Source organism: Flavobacterium sp. UBA7680, from assembly GCF_002482975.1.
Taxonomy (GTDB): domain Bacteria; phylum Bacteroidota; class Bacteroidia; order Flavobacteriales; family Flavobacteriaceae; genus Flavobacterium.
In genome coordinates, this window is record NZ_DLHA01000032.1 from 182,953 (window position 1) to 203,544 (window position 20,592).

Below are 20,592 nucleotides of genomic sequence, written 5' to 3' on the forward strand. Positions count from 1 at the left end.
GTTTATTTTTTGTCAGCTGTTATGCCTTTTTCTCTTAATACTGATACTTGTTCTCCTGCATAACCCCAATCGTCTAATTCAATTTCCTGAATCACAACGTGAGTCAAATGCGGATCTTTATTTAATACTTCTGTAATCAGGTTGGTAATGCCGATGATTAATTGTTGTTTTTGCCCGCGTGTTACTCCTTCGCGGGTCAATTCGATTTTTACGTAAGGCATGATAATTAGTTTTTAGATTGTCCTGTAAAAACAGCTTCGGCAGTGATATTAAAATCAAGCTCAAAGTCATTGTAGATTAAGGTATCTCCCAAATCTTTGAAGAAATTTCCTGAACGGAATTTGATATCATATTTGGTACGATCGATAATTAATTTACCTCCAAGTGAAAGTGAGTTGTTGTCATTGTTTACTTGTGCTTCAAACCCAACAAGATGTGTGATATCTTTTATAGTCAGGTTTCCTTCAAGATGGTACGTTGTGCTTGATATTTCTTTTACGCTTAAAATATCTAATGTTGCTGTTGGAAATTTTTCGATAGAGAAAAAATCATCAGATGCAAGGTGTCCTGCAAATTGAGTGTTCGTTGCCGGATCTGTTACATCCAGAATTTTAATAGAAGTGGTGTCGATAACAACATTTCCTCCTTTTATTTTTCCATCATTAAAGATGAAATTACCTTTTTTGATACCAATTGTACCATTATGTGCACCAGTAACTTTTCTACCAGTCCATTCTACGCTGCTGTTTGAGCTTACGATTTCAAAATTTATTGTTTCCATTTTTTGTTGTATTTAAAAGTACAGTACAAAGGAACGGCGACTATGGAAATCGGTTACGTGATGTAGATCACATTCTTATTTTTTGAGGTACAAAGGTGCAAAGGGACAAAGAGACAAAGGTCTTTATATTGATATCGAATTTAAAATATAGCCAGCGGTTTCAACCACAGGGACGCAATGCAGTGACTCAATCTAAATCCCTGTGGTTGAAACCACAGCCAATATTTTTATAGCGATAAAAAATCTGTGGAAAATCAAATCTGCGCAAAACAAAAAAAATAATCCGTAAAATCCGTGGGCTAAAAAAAACTAAGAATTATAAAGTCGGCTAAGGGTTTCTCTGGAAACGCCTAAATAAGCCGCAATTAAATGCTTTGGAACTAAATTGTATAATTGAGGATATAAAGCCAAAAGTTCTTCGTAACGAACTTTGACATTATTATTCATAAAAGATAAAAGACGTTTTTGAGAAGCAATGTAGCCTTTGTTCGTTCTCCATCTAAAGAAATGTTCCACCTGATGAAATTCGGCGCAGAGTTTTTCGCGGTCACTGTTAGAAAGGCAAAGCACTTCGGCATCTGTAATGCAATCAACATTTATAGCGGCGGGAGTTTGGTTGTAAAGTGCATTATAATCAGATGTCCACCAGGTTGGCATCGCAAACTGCAGAATGTACATTTTGATTTCGTCATTAATATAAAAAGCCTTTAAACAACCCGAAATCACAAAATACTCACAATCCACTTTATCGCCTGCGCTGATAATCGTTTGCCCTTTTTTAAAAGATAATGGTTTGAAATGCGAAAAGAAATAATCAAACTCTTCCTCTGTCAGCGAAACTGTTTTGGCGATATGTTCTTGTAAAAGTGTTTTAGCTTCCATTTAAATGGTGACTATTTGGTTTGAAAATCTTTTGTAAAGTTATAAAATCAAATGAACTTATTGATTGTCTATTTCGGATTTGAATTTGTCCGTTTCACCAAAATACCAATATGAAATCGATTGCCGTTGCCGCAAATTTGTCCTGTTTAACAACTTAAAATTTAAAATCATGAATGCAAAAACAACAAAAATTATTTATTGGACAGGAATTATTTTAACTTCTTTATGGTTTGGTGCCAGTGGATTTTTTGAACTTACAACCAACAAATTGGTTTGGGAAATTACACAACTTCTAGGTTATCCGGCTCATTTTATTTACATCCTTGGTGTAATGAAAGTTTCAGGAGTTATCACCTTATTAATTCCGAATAAGTTATTACGATTAAAAGAATGGGTATTTGCGGGAGTATTTTTCGATATCATCTTCGCTTTCTTTTCAAAATTGGTTGTATTAGGTTTTCCTGCAACTATTGATGCTATTATTGCTTTTGTTATGGTAAGTGTTACTTATATAATGTTTAGAAGATTATATAGTGTAACTTATACAGCTAACTAATTTTTTTTCGCCGCAAAGTCGCGAAGACGCAAAGTTTTTATTTCACGCAGATTAAGCAGATTGGGCAGATTATTAAAAAAATATCTGCCCACATCTGCTTAAATCTTTTTAAATCTGCGTGAAATAAAAAATCCTATTAATCCTTTTAATCTGTGGCAAAAAAACTTAGCGCCTTTGTGCCTTAGTGGCAAAACATCTTTGAGCCTTAAAACAAATAAATTTGAGCTTTTCAACAAAACAACAACCTCTATTCCCGCCGTAAATTTGTAATGAACTTAAAAACACAATTACAATGAACAAAATATGGTTTATTACAGGAAGCTCTAGAGGATTAGGACGTAATCTTACTGAAGCAGTTTTAGAAAGCGGAGACAAAGTAGCAGCAACAGCACGAGACATTAATCAGTTAAATGATTTAAAAGAAAAATTTCAGGATCAGATTCTGCCTTTGAAATTAGATGTTACTAATTATGATGAAGTTCATCAGGCCGTAAATAAAGCTGTTGAACATTTCGGAAGAATCGACGTATTGGTTAACAACGCCGGATTCGGAATTATTGGTGCTGCTGAAGCGTATACAAGCGAACAAGTTAGAAGTCAGTTAGAAACTAATTTATATGCGCCAATTGAAATTACACGTGCAGTTTTACCTTTTATGCGTAAACAAGGTTCTGGCCGAATTTTACAAATCAGTTCTGTTGGCGGACGCGTTGGAAATCCGGGTTTAACAATGTATCAGGCTGCGAAATTTGGTTTAGGCGGATTTACCGAAGCTTTAGCCAAAGAAGTTGCGCCACTTGGAATTTTAGTTACCAGCGTAGAACCAGGAGGATTCCGTACGGATTGGGCAGGTGCATCGATGACGTATGCCGAAGATATTGAAGGCTACGAAATGGTAAAACAACGTACCGATTTCTTTAAAGGAGGAAATTTTGTTCCGGTTGGAGATCCTGAAAAAGCGGCTAAAGTGATGGTTGATCTGGCTTCGCATCCAAATCCGCCTGTGCATCTTGTTTTGGGAAGCGAGGCAATTGGAATTTTGCAAAACGCTGATAAAAGCAGAACGGAAGAAATGGAGAAATGGATGAATGTTAGTTTGTCTACAGATCATGAGGATTCTGGAAGTTTTTTTGATTCAGCTCAGGCTAAATGGCTTAAGAAATAACAATGACAAAATGCATTATCAATGATAAACGCATTATTTTTTAAACACATAGGAACATAGTTTTTCTTTGTCTATAAAGGCGTTTCACTTGTTTTGAACAAACATAGCTTGTTGTTTTTTCACGCAGATTTGGCAGATTTATGCAGATTAATTTTAAAAAAAAATCTGCTAAATCTGCTTGAATCATTAAAATCTGCGTGAAATATTTTAAACACAAAGCTATGTTTGAAAATCTAGATTTTTTCAAACATCTTTTATTTAGAATATAATCTATGTTTCTATGTGTTTAAAATATTCTCCAACTTTAATTTTTATAAATTTGTGATATGAACGATTCAAAAATAAATCAGAAAACCTCGCCCATTGCGTATTCCTGCTATTACACACAAAATCGTGAAGGCGAGCAATTTGCTGCACAGCATGTTTTGAGTTTTCAGATTTCGGGAGTTCTTACTTTAAATAATGGGAATAAAGAATACGTTTTTAATCCTGGTGATTTTAGATTTATCCGAAGAAATCAGCTCATCAAATTCATCAAACAACCCGATCCAAATACGGCTTTTCAGTCTATTTCTATTTATTTGAATCAGGAAGCACTTCGTGATTATTCTATACAATACAATCAAAAAACAAGTTTAATTAAAAGTCCGGAAACGGAAATGGTTCTGCAGTTAAAAGAAGTTCCGTTATTGAAAAGCTTTATGAATTCGTTGATTCCATATATCAATGAGGATCAATTGATCAATGAAGAACTTCAAGCTTTAAAAGTAAATGAAGCTATCACAATTTTACTACAATGTCATCCTGAATTAAAAGATATTTTATTCGATTTCAACGAACCCGGAAAAATTGATTTGGAAGCGTTTATGAAAAAGAATTTTCATTTTAATGTGCAGTTAGATCGTTTTGCTTATTTAACGGGAAGAAGTCTGGCTACTTTTAAAAGAGATTTTCAGCGTATTTTTGATCTTTCCCCAAGCCGATGGCTCATTCAGAAAAGATTACAAGAAGCGTATTATCAAATTAAAGAAAAAGGAAAAACGCCTTCGGAAGTTTATTTAGAAGTGGGTTTTGAGGATTTATCACATTTTTCATTTGCGTTTAAGAAACAGTTTGGATTGCCTCCTTCTAAGGTTTAGTTTTTAGTTTCAGGTTTCAAGTTGACTTGGTTTGTCATTTCGAGGAACGAGAAATCGCACGCGAAACTCGCCAAAGATTGGAGAATTACTGTGCGGAATTTCTAGTGCGATTTCTCGTTCCTCGAAATGACAAACTGTGTCTATAAAACTGTGACTGAATACTGCGACTGTAAACTACCTATTCTCCAGCCAGCTCAAAAATGCCGTAGCTTTCTCTTTCCCAACTAATAATTTTTCTTCTGTTGGAATAGTGAGTTTTAGAATTAATTTTCTTGAGAAATAATGCTCTGCCTCTCTTATTGCTGAAAAGTTTACCAAATATTGTCTGTTGATTCTGAAAAACTGAATGGCTGATAACAGTTTATGAACTTCATCCAGAGATTGCGTAATTTGATATTCTGTTTTATCAAAAGTTACGATTGTTGGAGTTTCGTTTTTGATGTAGAAAAAGGCAATATTTTCTGTTTGAATCGTTTGGTATTTATTGTTTTTAAAAACCAAAAAACTGCTTTTTCCTTTATTTTCGCCCGTTCTTGTTAAGAGATAATCGAAATCGGGCATCATTTTTTTATTTCTTTGGAAGAAGTTTTTCAGTTCGCCTGCTTTTTTAATGGCCTGTGAAATACTTTCTCTTGAAAAAGGTTTTAGAACATAATCGATTCCGTTTGATTTGAAAGCGTCGATGGCGTAATCATCAAAAGCAGTACAGAAAATTACAGGCGACAAAACTTCCACATTTTTGAAAATTTCAAAGCTCAAACCATCTGCAAGCTGAATATCCATAAAAATCAAATCGGGCTGATCGTTTTCTAAAAGATAACTCACAGCTCCGTCGATACTTTGAATATACGACAAAATTTGAGCATCGGGTCTGATACTCAAAATTAGCTGACCAAGCGCTTTGGCCGTTTTTATTTCATCTTCAATTATTACGATAGTCATAAATCAGTGGTATTTTTACTTTAAAAAGGGTTTCGGTTTTATCAATTTCAATTTCTTTGTTAACCAAATGTAGAAAACGCTGGTTGATATTGTTCAGTCCAACGCCGGTTGACAAAGTACCTCGTTTTAGCTGAATTGGATTTTCGATTACCAGAAAATCATTTTCGGTATATAATTTAATTTTCAAAGGTTTATCAAGCGAAACCACATTGTGTTTGATACAATTCTCGATCAATAATTGCAATGAAAAAGGCGGAATCGCACAATCGAATTGCTTTTCATCTATTTCTTTTATGACTTCAAATCCGTCTTCAAAACGGGCTTTCAGCAGATATACATACGAATCTAAAATTTGTAATTCTTCTTTTAACGGAATCAAATCCATTTTTCTGCTTTCGAGAGTAAATCGGTAAAAATCAGATAATTTCAGGATAAAATCAGAACTCTGTGGATCTTGCATGTCTACCATCGATTTTAAAGTATTCAGGCTGTTGAATAAAAAATGCGGATTTACCTGTTGTTTCAATAATTCGTACTGTGCTCCTAAATGTACTGCTTTTGTGCGCTCCAGTTCTACTCCCATTTGCTGAGTTTGGTAATTCTGAAAAAGTAAATGCAAAAACATATACACAATCAAATTGATCAAAATACCACGAAGTTCAAACATGATTGGCGCGTCCATTTTTGAAACCTGAAAAAGTTCCTGATGTGCAATTACGAGAATCACCATCAACAAAATTCCTAAAACAACACTCAGTAAAAGTTTCCAGTTAAATAAACTTTTATTGGTACGTTGAGATGAAAATTTGGGTAAACTATAAATGTTGTAATACCATATAAAAAGGGAAAACAGTAGTGTAATAGAAGAGTTTATGATGATATCTCCAGGCGTAGAATCGGCATCAAATAATTTTGGGATTGAAGCCAGAATTGCAAGTGCAATTGAGCTTCCCCAAATAATTTTGAGCGAAACCTGAAAACGTTTTGATTTTTCCATAATTGTATCAGTTTTTTATCCTGTTTGTCAAAGATAGTTTTATTTTGAAAAAAGATTTTATGCAGATTTAAAAAGTCAGCCCAAAGTATTGTCATTTCGAGGAACGAGGAATCTTCACTAGTAGCTCTACAAAGATTGGCGACATACTGTATGGAGTTACTTGCGAAGATTTCTCGTTCCTCGAAATGACAAATATGACGAAGCATTTTTTTTAATCTCGCAAAGGCGCAGAGGCGCAAAGTTTTTATTCGCAAATTGTATGGAAATAGAATCAAAAAAATCTGCAAAATCTGCGTGAAATATATTTAAACACATAGAAACATAGATTAATTTCTTAATAATAAAGAACTAAAAGAAAATCTAGATTTTCACACATAGCTATGTGTATTTAAACAAATGAAATGCCTTTTATAGACAAAGAAAAGCTATGTCTCTATGTGTTTAAGAAAATTAAGCTCGTTTTACTTCTAAAATAGCTCCTGAATTCATATCCTGAACAAAACCAATGATTTCAAAATCCTGTGCATTATAATTTTTAGGAAGATGAACCGATGCTGTTCCTTTTTTAACTTTGTTTAAATCTACTGACTGCAGATTGCGAACAATTTGATAATGCGATAAAACTCTGTGAGCGTTCTCTCCTCTTTTTACATTGCTTTTGGCTTCTTTTTGAACTACAGCAATCAATAAACGACTGTTTTTTGAAGTGCCTTCTACATTGTAACTTACAGCAACAGAATTCGCATTTTGACTGGCTTCTAAGCTTAAACTCGTCGAAGCAGGTTTTGAAAGTGCCGATTTAATTCCGTTTCTTAAACTTGTTTCTTGAGATCCGATATAATCTATTTTTCCGTTAATGATTACCTGCGGAGTATAGATTGGATCTTTGCCCATATATTTGGCATAATCGTATTGTCTTTTGGTAAAATCTGCGTTGCTAAAAATATCTTTCCAGCCTTGTTTGTCCCAATAATCTACGTGATAAGAAAGTACGTAAACATTTTTATCTTTTAATTCGTTTTGAATTTTTCCTAGTAGTTCATCTGCTGGCGGACAGCTTGAACATCCTTCGGAAGTATATAATTCTAAAAGGGCAAAACCCTTTTTATCTTGATTGCTTTGGCTGAAAATAGTGTTTCCTGTTAAGAAAAACAGCATTGCAAAAGCACTTATTATTTTTATCTTTTTCATGATTCCTATTTTATTTCCTGCAAGGTTTTTAAAACCTTGTAGGAATATTTTTTTATTTAGAAAGTCTATAAGTTAAACCTACAAGGTTTTGAAAACCTTGCAGGTTAAACAACTTAGAAATTAAAGAATATTAATCTCAACGTTTATATTTCCTCTTGTTGCTTTAGAATAAGGACAAGTTTGATGTGCCTGAGCTGCTAAAGCTTCTGCCGTTTCACGATCAATGCCCGGAAGGCTGATGTTTAAACGTGCCTGCAAAGAATATTCACCTTCTGTTACGCATAAATCTACTTCTGCATCTACAGCAGTTTCAGCTGGAAGTCTAACTCCTTGTTTTGAAGCTGCGATTCCTAATGCTCCAATAAAACAAGCCGACCATCCTGCTGCAAATAACTGCTCTGGATTTGTTCCCGGACGTGATGTTCCCGGAGAACTTAATTTGATATTCAATTGTTCATCTGAACTTTGAGAAGCGCCTTCTCTACCACCTGTTGTGTGTGTTTTTCCTGTGTATAATACTTGTGTGTTCATAATTTTTAATTTTAGATATTAGATTGTTGATTTTAGATTATTTCTAATTTTAGATATTAGAGTTTAGATTTTAGATTATTTGAAATTTATTTTTGATATTGTCATTGACATTGAATTGGAATTTGAAATTCAAAAAATTGGAATTTATTTTAAGCCATCCACATCAATAATTGCTTGTGCAAATGATTTCGGGTCTTCTTGCGGAACGTTGTGTCCTATTCCTTTTAGAATTCTGTGGGCGTATTTACCTGTGAATTTGTTTGCATATGCTTTTCCATCTGCAAAAGCGCCGTCAAAATCACTTCCTATTGTGATTGTTGGTACTTTAATTTCCGGTCTTGCTGCAAGACGTTTTTCTAAAGCGTCGTATCTAGATTCTCCTGCTTCAAGAGATTGTCTCCATCTGTAATTATGAATTACGATTGCTACGTGATCTGGGTTATCAAAAGACTGAGCTGTTTGATCGTAAGTTGCTTTGTCGAAATTCCATAGCGGAGAAGCGATCTGCCAGATTTGTTTGTTGAATTCGTAAGTATTTTGACTGTAGCCTAATTTTCCTCTTTCAGTTGCAAAATAATATTGGTACCACCATCCTAATTCGGCTTTTGGAGGTAATGGTTTTAAATTAGCTTCTAAATTCACTACTAAATAACCACTTACAGAAACCAAACCTTTTACGCGTTCCGGCCATAGTGCTGCCATAACTACTGCTGTTCTTGCGCCCCAATCAAATCCGCCAACTACGGCTTTATCAATTTTTAAAGCATCCATAAAAGCAATAATATCACTTGCTAACGCTGCTTGTTGTCCGTTTCTGAAAGTGTCTTTTGAAAGGAAAGTTGTAGTTCCTGAACCTCTTAAATAAGGTGTAAATACATGATATCCTTTTGAAACTAAAATTGGCACTACTTCATTGTAACTGTGAATGTCATAAGGCCATCCGTGAAGTAAGATTACCGGAGTTCCGTTTGAAGGACCTGCTTCTGTATATCCTACGTTTAATAATCCGGCGTTGATTTGTTTTAAAGTTCCTAGTGAACCATCTTGTTTTTCTGTTTGTGCAATTGATACTGTGTTTACTAAAAGAAAGGCAATTAAAAGAACTGCGTTTGTAATTCTGTTTTTGATTTTTACTATCGTTTTCATAATTATTATTTTTTTTGATTAGTTGATTATCAGTTAATTTCTTCGTCAAAGGTATCTCGACAATCCACGTTTTAAAAGGAGAAAAAAGCCGAAGTGGACAAAGTAAAAGGTGAAATGGACAATCGTTTAGTTATGAGTTTTGAATTATGAGTTATGAGTAGTTTAACCGCAAAGCACGCAAAGTTTTTTTTATTCGTAAGGCTTTGTAAAAGCGCAAAGATCGCAAAGCTATATGCTAAAAAACTTTGCGAACTTTGCGTAGACCTTTGCGCCTTTGCGGTTAAACTATTCGCATTTCAACTTTAAACTTTAAACTTGAAACTACTTTTTCATTACTAGAACCGGTTTTCCTTTTTCAACGATATAAGTTGCCAGTTCTGATGCTTTTACGTTGGTATTATTTTTAGCGGAGTGAACAACTCCTGCGGGGATAAAAAGAACTTCTCCGGCTTTTAAGGTTACAGGTGCTTGTCCTTCAACTTCATATTCAAGTGAACCTTCTAATACATAAATGATTTCTTCACCCGGATGAGAATGTTTTCCGAAAGCGGTATGTCCGTCAAAATCAATTCTGGCTTGAACGGTTTCTCTTCCCGGAATGCTTAGATCGTGTTTTTGTAAATCAGTACGTTTTATTCCGGTTTGTGCTGCGATTTGATTTGGAATTAAAAAGGCGATTATGCCTAAAATGATAATGGCGATTATAACCCATGTTTTTTGTTTTTTAGTTTCCATGACTTTATTTTTTAATAGTTAGTTTTTTAACAGTTGATTTTTTAAACACATAGGAACATAGATTTACTTTGTCTAGAAAGGCGTTTCACTTGTTTTGAACAAACATAGTTTGCTGGGTTTTTCACGCAGATTTTAAAAAGATTTAAGCAGATAAATACAGATTTTTTATTCAATTTTATCTGCTCAAATCTGCCGAATCTGCGTGAAACTTTTTGTCAGCAAATATGACTATGTGTGAAAATCTAGATTTTTTCAAGACCCTTTTACCACGTTTTCAATCTATGTCTCTATGTGTTTAAATAAATTATTTAGATTATTTTCTCAATGATTTAAAAGCGGCGCGAAGTTCAACTGAAAACAATTGCGGTTCTTCCCAAGAAGCAAAATGTCCGCCTTTGTTTACTTCTTTAAAATAAATCAGGTTTTTGTATGCTTTTTCAGCCCATGTTTTTGGTGCTTGGTAAATTTCTCCCGGAAAAACAGTTATCGCAACCGGAATCTTGATTTCAGCAGTTCTTTGTTCTACCGCATTGAAGTTGTTATTGTTATTTTCCCAATATAAATTAGCAGATGAATTAGCAGTATTCGTAAACCAGTAAAGTGAAATATCATCCAGCATTTCATCTTTAGTCAATGATTTTTCGGCATTTCCACCGCTGTAAGTCCAATCGTTGAATTTATCTAAGAAAAACGAAGCCAAACCAACAGGAGAATCTGTAAGTCCGTAACCTAAAGTCTGCGGACGAGTCACCATCATTCCGGCATAACCACCGCCTTTTGTGTATAATTTATTCAGAGAATTAAAAGCTGCATTTTCTTTAACCGATAATCCTTTTGGTGCAGGATCTCCGTCTTTAAGCGCTTTGGCAACATCCGCAGGAACTGTTGCAGGCATATTTACGTGAATTCCCAATAAACCTTCAGGAGCTTGGCGCGCCATCGCATCGGCAATTACAGACCCCCAGTCACCACCTTGCGAAACATAATGTTTATAACCCAAACGTTTCATTAAAACATCCCAAGCGTTTCCTATTTTTTCTGGTCCCCAACCCGTTCCTTTTGGCTTTTCAGAAAAACCGTAACCCGGCATTGAAGGAATAACCAAATCAAAAGCATCTTCTGCTTTTCCGCCATACGCTGTTGGATCTGTTAATGGACCAATAACTTTTAAAAGTTCAAAAAATGAACCCGGCCATCCGTGAGTGATAATTAACGGTAAAGCATTTTTATGTTTTGATTTAATGTGAATGAATTGAATATCCAGTCCGTCGATGTTGGTTACAAATTGAGGCAGAGCATTTAGTTTTTCTTCTGTTTTATGCCAGTCGTAATCGGTTCCCCAATATTTAACCAGATTCTGAATCTGTTCTAGTTTTACTCCCTGCGATTGATCTGCTACGGTTTCTTTATCTGGCCATCTTGTAGCATTTACACGATTGCGAAGTTCTGTAATCGCTTCCTGTGAAACGCTAATGTGATACGGACGAATTAAATTACAATCGGTTTTAGTTTCGTTCTGTGCAAAAGATACGGCAGTAGCCAGCATAAAAGTTCCCGTTGCAATAGCGTTTAAAAAACTACGCTTGTTTAGTTGAAATGTTTTCATTTTTTTGATTTTTAAATTATTTGAATATCAGTTAATTTCTTCGTCAAAAGTATTTCGATAACCCTTCTTACGAAATGAGAAAACAGTCCAAACGGACGAACTTAGAGGTGAAACGGACAGTCTTGAAGTTAGGAGTTTTGAATTATGAATTAGGAGTTTAAAATGTGAATAACTTAACCGCAAAGTGCGCAATGATTTTGGCTCGTAAGACTTAGTATAAACGCAAAGTTCGCAAAGCTTTGTAAATAAAACTTTGCGAACCTTGCGTAAACCATAGCGTCCTTTGCGGTTAAAAAAATCAACTCATAACTTATAACTAATAATTCATAACTTTAAGAAAGAACCATTCCCCCATCCATAATAAAATCTGCTCCGGTGATGAATTTTGCGGCTTCACTGCTTACATACGAAACCATTTTGGCTACATCTTCGGATTTTCCCATTTGCTTTAAAGGCACTTTTTCGATAACCATATCCATAATACCATTTACAGTGGCTTCATCTAAACCAACTTTTTTCATGACTTCAGTTTGGGTTGGACCCGGACTAACCGAATTCACCCTGATTTTTCTAGGCGCTAATTCTAAAGCTGCTGATTTCATAACCGAATTCAAAGCGGTTTTACTAGCCGAATAAACTGAAGATCCCGGCCCCGGCATACTGGCAGTATTCGAAGAAAGAAAAACTACCGATGCACCATCATTCAAAATGGGAATAAATCGGCTTAATGTGAAATACGCACCTTTGAAGTTTACATCCATAATGCTGTCAAATTGTTCTTCTGATGCTTGTTCGATATTTCCTAAACCGGCAATTCCGGCATTGATGAAAAGAATATCCACTTTTCCAAAATCCTGTTTAACCTTTAAAGCCAGACTTTCAATATCTGAAATACTCGATTGATCTGATGTTATTGCTGTAACGCCTAATTCCAGTGCTGCTTTTTCAATTGCTTCTTTTCTTCTTCCGGTAATAATAACTTGTGCTCCTTGTTCTTTTAGTTGTTTTGCTGTAGCGTATCCTATACCGCTGTTTCCGCCTGTTATTACGGCTACTTTATCTTTTAAATTGTCCATTTTTATATGTTTTAATTAATGGGACAAAGTTAAATTGCAAAAGGTATTCCTTTTTTAAAGGTATCATAGAGTATACTTCAAAGTTTTTTGTTTACAAAGCCAGTTTCTGTAAAAACCCTTCTTATATTACTTATATTTCAGTTGTTCGGAAATCCCGAATTACTTCTTTGAAATACTGCTCACCTCATTAAAAAAGAATTATCAATAGATTTTAACATTTAAATATTCCCAAAAATCAATTTCAGTCAAAACTGAAAAATTACTGTTAAATCTTCAAATTGATTTTGCAATTATTTGGTTAAAATTCTCCGATTTATTCATATTTAAACCTCAATTTTCTTAATTTATTTCTAAAACTTCATTAAACACCTGTTAAATATTAACAAGATTCCATTGTAAGTACTGTAAGAAAACGTATATTTGAGATAATACTGAATTTTATTATCGTGCAAGAAAAAACAAACTCACATCATTTTATATTTCCAAAAACTCCAACAGGAGTTGACGGACTAGACGAAATTACAGAAGGCGGATTTCCGCAAGGACGCCCTACTTTAATCTGCGGTGGCGCCGGATGCGGAAAAACATTATTGTCAATGCAGTTCCTTATTAAAGGTATTACAGAATATGGTGAAACCGGAGTTTTCATGTCTTTTGAAGAACCTTCGGATGATCTTACTTTAAATGTAAAATCTCTTGGCTTTGATCTCGAACAACTCAAAAAAGATAAAAAACTCGTAGTAGATCACGTTCGCGTCGAAAGATCAGAAATTGAAGAAGCCGGAGAATACGATCTTGACGGTTTATTTATACGATTAGGCCACGCTATCGATTCTATAAAAGCAACACGCGTTGTATTAGATACTATCGAATCTTTATTTGCAGGTCTTGACAATCAGGCCATTTTGAGAGCCGAATTACGAAGATTATTTCATTGGCTTAAAACAAAAGGCGTTACAGCGATTATTACGGGAGAACGCGGAGAAGCAACTTTAACCCGTCAAGGGTTAGAAGAATATGTTTCTGACTGCGTAATTGTTCTCGATCATCGTGTTATTGAACAAGTTTCTACCAGAAGACTCCGCATTGTAAAATACAGAGGTTCAACACACGGAACAAACGAATATCCGTTTTTAATTGATGAAGAAGGTATTTCGGTACTTCCTATTACATCGTTAAAACTCGATAACGAAGTTTCTTCAGATATTATTTCTACCGGAGTTCCCGGACTAAATGATATGTTTCATGAAGGAGGTTTCTATCGCGGAAGTAACATCTTAATATCAGGAACTGCCGGAACTGCTAAAACAACCGTTGCATGTTATTTTGCCAATCAACAATGCGAAAATAACGAAAGAACTATTTATTTCGCTTTTGAAGAATCTCCGCAGCAATTGGTTCGTAATATGAAATCAATTGGTATCGATCTGGACAAACACATCAAAAAAGGCATTTTGCAAATACACTCTTCACGTCCGTCATTAAATGGTCTTGAACTGCATTTGCTTACGCTTCGAAAAATGATCAAGGAGTTTCAGCCTACCACTATTATTATCGATCCTATTAGTAATCTTATTTCGGTGGGAAGCGAACACGAAGTTCGTTCTATGCTGGTAAGGCTCATTGATATGCTCAAAGCCAATAATATTACGGCAATGTTTACGTCATTAAACAAACAAACCGATAATTTCAGACCAGATTTAGCCGAAGAATCCGTATCTTCATTAGTAGATACCTGGATTACCGTTCGTGATATGGAAGGCGTTGGCGAAAGAAACCGCGGCATTTTTATTATCAAAGCCAGAGGAATGGGACATTCTAACCAAGTAAGGGAATTTGTGATTACCAGTAACGGAATCGAATTACTCGATGTAGAATTAGGTCCGCAGGGAATCCTGACCGGAGCCGCCAGAAAATCACATCAGTTTAAGAAAACCATTTCTGATATTAAACTACAAAATGAAATAAGCCGAAAAGACCGTGAAATCGAACGCAAACGTAAAGTCCTTGAAGCCAATATTGAAGCCTTGAGAACCGAATTTGAATCGGCAGAAGAAGAACTGAGTATCCTGAAAGCAACAGAAGAATTGCAGGAAAAACTGTCTTCTAAGAAAAAATAAACGAAATGAAAAAAGAAGTAGCCGAATGGCAATTATTGCTCTATATAGCAGGCCAAACGCCCAAATCGATCAAGGCACTTGAAAATATAAAAAAGTACGCCGAAGAACATTTAAAAGGAAAATACAGCATCGAGATTATCGATTTGCTGAAAAATCCGCAATTGGCAGAAGGCGATCAAATTTTGGCTGTACCAACCCTGGTGAGAAAATTTCCTGAGCCTATCCGTAAAATTATAGGTGACCTTTCAAATGAAGAAAGAGTGCTTGTAGGACTTAATATTAAACCTATAAACACTTAATCATGGAAGATTCATCTGATGGCACAAGTACAACCAAACATAAGTTCAAACTTTTTGTTTCAGGTATGTCTGTTAAATCAGGACATGCAATCGAAAATTTACGCAGAATATGCGACACTTATCTCAAAGGAAACTACGAATTAGAAATCGTAGACATCAGCAGGGATAAAGAACAGGCCGTGATACATCAGATAGTAGCGATTCCTACGTTATTAAAAATAAATCCCGAGCCCAAAAGAATCATTTTAGGTGATTTATCAGATAAGGATAAAGTACTGAGAATATTAAATTTAAGTTAGAATTTGGAGGTTACCGATAAAAATATAGAAGATTTATTGACCGAAATTGCGTCATTAAAAGAGCAGCTTTACGAAGCCAACAGTATAGTCGAAGCCATAAAAGAAGGAGATGTAGATGCCCTCGTAGTAAACACTAACGGAGTTCCGCAACTTTATTCCCTAGAAACGGCCGATTATACGTACCGACTTCTTATAGAAAAGTTCCGGCAAGGTGCGCTTAGTATTTCGCGCAAAGGACTCATATTGTATTGCAACGATTATTTTTCAGAACTCGTTGGCATTCCTTCAGAGCAAATTATTGGCACGTATTTAAATGAATATTTTGATAATCCCACGCAGTTTGTTCAGCTTGTTCAGGCGCTTCGATACGGAATCGCTACGCACGAAATTCTTTTTAAATCAAATAACGATAAAGAAACTTTTCCTGCTTATATCGCCTTAACTGATCTCGAACCCGCAGTAGAAGCCATTGGAATCGTAATTACCGATTTAACCGAAAAGAAAAAACACGAAGAAGCTCTAATTCGTCATCAGGAAGAATTAGAACAAAAAATCAAAGAGTTAAACCGAATCAATACCAATCTCGAAGAATTTATTCATGTTATCTCGCACGATTTAAAAGAACCGCTTCGGAAAATTGTAATGCACAATGATAGAATTGACGGAAGTTACCTTTCTGAAACCGATGCCAAATCAATGAATGTTTTAAAATCATCGGCATTGCGCTTGAATTCACTTGTAGATGATTTGGTTCAATATTCGTCGCACACGGCGCAGGAAGAACGAACCGAAATTGATTTGAAAACCATAATTGCCGAAGTCATCGAAGATCTCGAAATTATTATTACCGATAAAAAAGCCGATATTCAAATAGGAAAACTTCCTGCCATAAAAGCCTCTAAAGTCCAAATCCGACAGCTTTTTGGAAACCTGATTACCAACGCTATAAAGTATAGCAAAGAAGCCGTTTCGCCGTTTATAGAAATTTATCAAGCCGAAAATTTAAACACCGAAATGCCAAATCAAAACGTTAAATTTGTTAAGATACAAATCAAAGACAACGGAATTGGCATGGAAACGAGCCATCTTCTTAAAATTTTTACCATTTTTCAGCGCCTTCACGCCCGAAACGAATATTCAGGAAACGGAATTGGTCTTGCGATTTGTAAAAAAATCATGGAAAACCATTCCGGAAACATAACCGTCGAAAGTACGCTCAACGAAGGCACAACATTTAATCTTTACTTTCCAATTGTATAAAATGCCACAAAAAAACAACCTACATATCATTATCGCCGAAGATGACTTTGATGACGCTGACGTTATCTGTGAAACCTTCAACCAAAACCCAAATTTCGGGAAAGTAAGCCTTGTAGCCAATGGCGAAGAACTGCTTAATTACCTAAAAGACAGTTCAAACGAAAACCCCGACGTGATCCTGACCGATATCAACATGCCCATTGTCGACGGCATCGAAGCCTTACAGCAAATTTTAAACAATTCAGACTTAAAAAACATTCCCTGCTTTGTTTATTCCACCAGCATAAATCCGTCGTACAAAGAAAAATGCGACGATCTGGGCGTAAAAGCCTATCTTATAAAACCCTATTCTTTTGAGGCTTTCGCCGAAATTCCAAAGACAATTTTGAGTATTATCGAAGCTTAGGTTTTCATTTCCATTTCTTATATTCGTATTTGATTTTTAAGGAGCTATTTCCAGCTATCCGCTATATCTTTTGCGCCGAACCCCGGCACAAAAGGATGTCGCTCCTATCTGGGCTAGGACACTCATTTTCATAAGAAGATTTTGTGGAAATTTGATTTAGAAGTAAATATTAAAAGTAATATTTTTCTTATAATAATATTTTTAATTATATTTGAACTTCTTAAATCTTCACATTAAGACGACATCAAAATTTGCCCTTGTACTATGTAGTAAAGTTTCGAAAGGACTTTAACGCCGTGAAGAAGCGTAAGACTGCTAAGGTACGAGGGTTTTATTCTTAAATTCTTCACATTATGAGTAACAAACCCCTTTCCAAAGAAGCCGAAATCAGGCTAACCAATTTCTTCAATCAAACCGTAGCGCCAGAACAAATGGCAAAAGCCTTAAGGCAAGCAAATTATGTTCTTTCGTTAAGTTTGATAAGAGAAAACGAAACCCTGCAGCAAGAAATAATGAAACTAGAAAATAGTTTTTACTGGCTCAATGAACTAGCCGAGATTTTGAATCCTTATTTGGATGTGGAGTAAAAGGTCATTTTTTATTTAAATGTAAAACCCTCAATTTGTAATAAAAATTGAGGGTTTTAATTTTATCTTTTATGTGAAAAGAATTGTTCCTTAAATAATCTTATAATATAGTCTCAAAAATTCCTATAACTTTTAAATTAATCAATTCATCATCTTCTATAACTATTTCTTCATAATCAAGATTATATGAAAGAGGCTTTAAAATAATTGACTCATGACTCCATGTATCATTTTTAATGCTTTTATTACTCCTATATTCTTTAATAGTATATCCTGAACCAAAATCAGGGTCTTGTATGCTTGTATGTTCGACTAATACAATTTTACCATCTCTAGAACCACCAGAATATTTTCTAAACATACAAATTGAACCATTTGGAATTATTTTATTCATTGATTCACCAATAACTTTACAAGCAAATAATTCATCTGATATTTTATATGTTTTATTTAATACAATCCATTTACAATCTTTCACAGTTTGCAATTCACTAAAATATCCTGCTGCAACATTTAAATCATATAATGGAATGCTATTTACATATGGAACAACTTCATTATCTTCAAGATATTCGATTTCCTTTTTTATTTTATATTTTGGAATAAATTCAGAAAAGTAATCTCTTAGGTCTTTATCGCAAACATATACATAAGTGCCTTTAATACCTCTAAGCATAATTGTTTTATAAATATTCAAAATAAAATCTTTCAGCTCTTCTGCATCAACGATGGATTGTTTTCCATTTACATCATGATAGTATTCTTTTAAAATTTTAATTTGATTATTTTTTTTATCATAAGTAATTTCATTTCCAAAAATTACTCCGGTATAATTTAAATCATAACCTTGAATAGTGTGAATACATCCAACTTCATTTATTGAATTTGAAGAATTGACCCAATCAATATTTGTACTATTCCATTTTAATCTGGTATTTTCGATTTCAATATCATAGTCTTGTTTAGCTTCTTTTTTATTAGTAATCCACGGCCATGAATATCCTGCGACTAATCTCGATAAACCATTTTCTATATCTCTAGCCTTTATTTCACTTTGGATCGATTCAATTGAGTCAAAAAGAATAAATTCATATTTTTTGGTATTAAAAATTATATCAGACTTAGTTAATTTACATTTTAAAAGATTATCGATATAATTGACATAATCATTACCTCCTTTTACTCTAAACTGAGATTTTAAATATTCTGTTTTACTTAAACTATGTAATTTTAGTTTATCAAAATCTTCTTTCTTAACATCCGAAGGTTTTATAGATTGATTTTCGTCATAAAAAAAAACTGCACTTTCAGACTGCTTTACTATCCAATCTAATTCACTACACGAATACTTATCAAAATTTAACTTTTCACATACAACATCAAATGCTCTAAAATAGGCACCTAAATTAACACGTCTTCGTAACCTGTGTGATTCATCTACTATAAGTATATCAAAAGTATCTTTTACAATTTCTGCAGGACCAATTACCATATTAGCATTTAATCCCTTAATATTTTTAAAAACTTTTTTTAGAGTACTTCGAAAAGATGACATAGGAACAACAAGAGCCATCTTAGGATTTGGATATTTTTTCTTTAATTCAAAGACCATCTCCAGGAATTCAAGCTCTTCATCTCCGAATTCTTCGAAATTAAAATCTTCATTAGAGGTATTAATTAATTTAAATAGAAAAATTGCTAAAATTGTTTTTCCTGTACCTGCACCGCCTTCAATTATAATATTTTTGTATGTATTATCTAAAAGACTTTTCATAATCACCTTTAAACCATCTTTTTGTTCTTGGGTTAAGGCTTTGTAAGGTGAATATTTGAATAAATCTGAATTATCTATATAATCAATAGAATGTTTTGTTATCCCAATTGTCCTTAAATTGTCCCATATAGATTTGAAAATATCCCCATATATTTCCTTCTTTTGATAGTAGTTGTGATTGGCTAATCCGATATTTCCATTAATTAATTTATATTGTCCATCTCCGGAAATATATTTTATAAGATTAGATTCTATGTCTAATGTTGCCGATTTATTAAATCTTTCACTTAAAATTAAATGAACAGCCGTTAATTTATTTTTAGTATTATTCTTTAAATGACTTCTCATCCTTGAATACATATCAGCTGTTTCGCCTACATATGCTTCTTTAACGATATCATCACTCAAAATATAAACAACAGGCCATAAATCTTTAACATAATGAATGTTATTAAACTCATTTACAAGCTTTGAATCGAAATCAAATTTTTTAATAGAAAACATTTGAGTTTGATTCATAATTCATCATATTTTTTTGCAGAACCTTTAGCCTTATCTACAGGATATTTTAAAGCATTTTTTTTAATTTTTTCAGAAACAATCTCAAATATATCTAAGTTATGTTTTTCGGCTAATAAAAAAGCAAAAGAAAGCACGTCGGCGAGCTCTTCTTTTAATTTATCTTGATTTACGTTTTCTACATCCTCTCCTTTCTTCCATAAGAAAATTTCATTTAGTTCTGCAGCTTCAATTGAAATAGCTAAAGCTAAATTTTTTGAATCATGAAATTGTTTCCAATCTCTTTCATTTCTAAATTGAATTAACTCTTCAATTACTTTTTTATAATTTCCCATAACTACTGAATTGCTTTGACTTCCAAACTTAGGAATAATATAATTATCAAACAATTTCAAATTTTAAAATATATTATCTGTTAGAAAAATACCGTATAAATACTCGTTGTTTTGGGGTTGAATTATTGATATACTTGTTAGGAATAATTTTTAGTTAATTACGGTTTACCGTAAAATAATTATTTTTTAAAGAATAACCTTTGTTTTAATCAAATCATATCTAAAAATAAATAAAAATCATTTATA

Annotated in this window: 22 protein-coding genes; 9 read left to right on the forward strand and 13 right to left on the reverse strand. The window is 33.9% G+C overall.

What is annotated here, in order from left to right; translation table 11 throughout:
* Window positions 1–2 precede the first annotated feature (2 nt).
* The 3 genes from B3C18_RS14890 to B3C18_RS14900 form a co-directional block, all read right to left on the reverse strand.
* Window positions 3–221, reverse strand: a complete 219-nt coding sequence (locus B3C18_RS14890) for a tautomerase family protein (RefSeq protein WP_291148130.1) — start codon at window positions 219–221, stop codon at window positions 3–5.
* A 5-nt stretch (window positions 222–226) separates the two neighbouring features.
* Window positions 227–781 (reverse strand): YceI family protein, encoded by a 555-nt coding sequence (locus B3C18_RS14895; RefSeq protein WP_291148132.1) that lies wholly within the window; start codon window positions 779–781, stop codon window positions 227–229.
* A gap of 309 nt (window positions 782–1,090) precedes the next feature.
* Window positions 1,091–1,663 (reverse strand): Crp/Fnr family transcriptional regulator, encoded by a 573-nt coding sequence (locus B3C18_RS14900; protein ID WP_291148134.1) that lies wholly within the window; start codon window positions 1,661–1,663, stop codon window positions 1,091–1,093.
* A gap of 169 nt (window positions 1,664–1,832) precedes the next feature.
* On the opposite strand from B3C18_RS14900, the gene B3C18_RS14905 reads away from it, so the two are divergent.
* The 3 genes from B3C18_RS14905 (at window position 1,833) to B3C18_RS14915 (ending at window position 4,523) form a co-directional block, all read left to right on the forward strand.
* The gene (locus B3C18_RS14905) at window positions 1,833–2,219 is read left to right on the forward strand and encodes a DoxX family protein (RefSeq protein ID WP_291148136.1); all 387 of its coding nucleotides are present in this window, start codon (window positions 1,833–1,835) and stop codon (window positions 2,217–2,219) included.
* 292 nt (window positions 2,220–2,511) lie between these two features.
* Window positions 2,512–3,384, forward strand: coding sequence for an oxidoreductase (locus tag B3C18_RS14910; protein WP_291148138.1), 873 nt, complete (start codon window positions 2,512–2,514; stop codon window positions 3,382–3,384).
* 326 nt (window positions 3,385–3,710) lie between these two features.
* Complete coding sequence (locus B3C18_RS14915) at window positions 3,711–4,523, forward strand: helix-turn-helix domain-containing protein (protein ID WP_291148140.1); 813 nt, start codon at window positions 3,711–3,713, stop codon at window positions 4,521–4,523.
* A gap of 174 nt (window positions 4,524–4,697) precedes the next feature.
* Here B3C18_RS14915 and B3C18_RS14920 read toward each other — a convergent pair whose 3' ends face one another.
* The 8 genes from B3C18_RS14920 to B3C18_RS14955 form a co-directional block, all read right to left on the reverse strand.
* A complete protein-coding gene (locus B3C18_RS14920) occupies window positions 4,698–5,465 on the reverse strand; it encodes a LytR/AlgR family response regulator transcription factor (protein WP_256635112.1) in 768 nt (255 codons plus the stop codon).
* A complete protein-coding gene (locus B3C18_RS14925; RefSeq protein WP_291148144.1) occupies window positions 5,446–6,462 on the reverse strand; it encodes a sensor histidine kinase in 1,017 nt (338 codons plus the stop codon). The genes B3C18_RS14920 and B3C18_RS14925 overlap by 20 nt, the downstream gene beginning before the upstream one ends.
* 450 nt (window positions 6,463–6,912) lie before the next feature.
* Window positions 6,913–7,653 carry a DUF1223 domain-containing protein gene (locus B3C18_RS14930; protein ID WP_291148147.1) on the reverse strand — a complete coding sequence of 247 codons (741 nt, stop codon included), beginning with the start codon at window positions 7,651–7,653 and terminating at the stop codon, window positions 6,913–6,915.
* Between the two features lie 120 nt (window positions 7,654–7,773).
* On the reverse strand, window positions 7,774–8,184 hold the full coding sequence (locus B3C18_RS14935) for an organic hydroperoxide resistance protein (RefSeq protein ID WP_291148150.1): 411 nt from the start codon (window positions 8,182–8,184) through the stop codon (window positions 7,774–7,776).
* A gap of 144 nt (window positions 8,185–8,328) precedes the next feature.
* On the reverse strand, window positions 8,329–9,330 hold the full coding sequence (locus B3C18_RS14940) for an alpha/beta fold hydrolase (protein WP_291148154.1): 1,002 nt from the start codon (window positions 9,328–9,330) through the stop codon (window positions 8,329–8,331).
* A gap of 321 nt (window positions 9,331–9,651) precedes the next feature.
* Entirely contained in the window at window positions 9,652–10,065 is a 414-nt protein-coding gene (locus B3C18_RS14945) for a cupin domain-containing protein (RefSeq protein WP_291148157.1), read from the reverse strand.
* A 313-nt stretch (window positions 10,066–10,378) separates the two neighbouring features.
* Entirely contained in the window at window positions 10,379–11,671 is a 1,293-nt protein-coding gene (locus B3C18_RS14950; protein ID WP_291148159.1) for an epoxide hydrolase family protein, read from the reverse strand.
* A 332-nt stretch (window positions 11,672–12,003) separates the two neighbouring features.
* On the reverse strand, window positions 12,004–12,747 hold the full coding sequence (locus B3C18_RS14955; RefSeq protein WP_291148161.1) for an SDR family oxidoreductase: 744 nt from the start codon (window positions 12,745–12,747) through the stop codon (window positions 12,004–12,006).
* 446 nt (window positions 12,748–13,193) lie between these two features.
* Between B3C18_RS14955 and kaiC the strand changes: the two genes are divergently transcribed.
* The 6 genes from kaiC (at window position 13,194) to B3C18_RS14985 (ending at window position 17,718) form a co-directional block, all read left to right on the forward strand.
* The gene (kaiC, locus tag B3C18_RS14960; protein ID WP_291148164.1) at window positions 13,194–14,867 is read left to right on the forward strand and encodes a circadian clock protein KaiC; all 1,674 of its coding nucleotides are present in this window, start codon (window positions 13,194–13,196) and stop codon (window positions 14,865–14,867) included.
* Between the two features lie 5 nt (window positions 14,868–14,872).
* Window positions 14,873–15,166, forward strand: coding sequence for a circadian clock KaiB family protein (locus B3C18_RS14965; RefSeq protein ID WP_012025985.1), 294 nt, complete (start codon window positions 14,873–14,875; stop codon window positions 15,164–15,166).
* 2 nt (window positions 15,167–15,168) lie between these two features.
* Window positions 15,169–15,465: a circadian clock KaiB family protein gene (locus B3C18_RS14970; protein ID WP_291148172.1), complete on the forward strand. Its 297-nt coding sequence runs from the start codon at window positions 15,169–15,171 to the stop codon at window positions 15,463–15,465.
* Window positions 15,466–15,468: 3 nt separating this feature from the next.
* Window positions 15,469–16,725, forward strand: a complete 1,257-nt coding sequence (locus B3C18_RS14975) for a sensor histidine kinase (RefSeq protein WP_291148175.1) — start codon at window positions 15,469–15,471, stop codon at window positions 16,723–16,725.
* Window position 16,726: 1 nt separating this feature from the next.
* Window positions 16,727–17,131: a response regulator gene (locus B3C18_RS14980; protein WP_291148178.1), complete on the forward strand. Its 405-nt coding sequence runs from the start codon at window positions 16,727–16,729 to the stop codon at window positions 17,129–17,131.
* A gap of 353 nt (window positions 17,132–17,484) precedes the next feature.
* Window positions 17,485–17,718: a hypothetical protein gene (locus tag B3C18_RS14985; protein WP_291148180.1), complete on the forward strand. Its 234-nt coding sequence runs from the start codon at window positions 17,485–17,487 to the stop codon at window positions 17,716–17,718.
* Between the two features lie 100 nt (window positions 17,719–17,818).
* Here the strand turns inward: B3C18_RS14985 and B3C18_RS14990 are convergent, their stop codons facing one another.
* Both B3C18_RS14990 and B3C18_RS14995 read right to left on the reverse strand, forming a co-directional pair.
* A complete protein-coding gene (locus tag B3C18_RS14990) occupies window positions 17,819–20,011 on the reverse strand; it encodes a DNA/RNA helicase domain-containing protein (protein ID WP_291148183.1) in 2,193 nt (730 codons plus the stop codon).
* Window positions 20,008–20,346: a nucleotide pyrophosphohydrolase gene (locus B3C18_RS14995; RefSeq protein WP_349680584.1), complete on the reverse strand. Its 339-nt coding sequence runs from the start codon at window positions 20,344–20,346 to the stop codon at window positions 20,008–20,010. The genes B3C18_RS14990 and B3C18_RS14995 overlap by 4 nt, the downstream gene beginning before the upstream one ends.
* Between the last annotated feature and the right edge of the window lie 246 nt (window positions 20,347–20,592).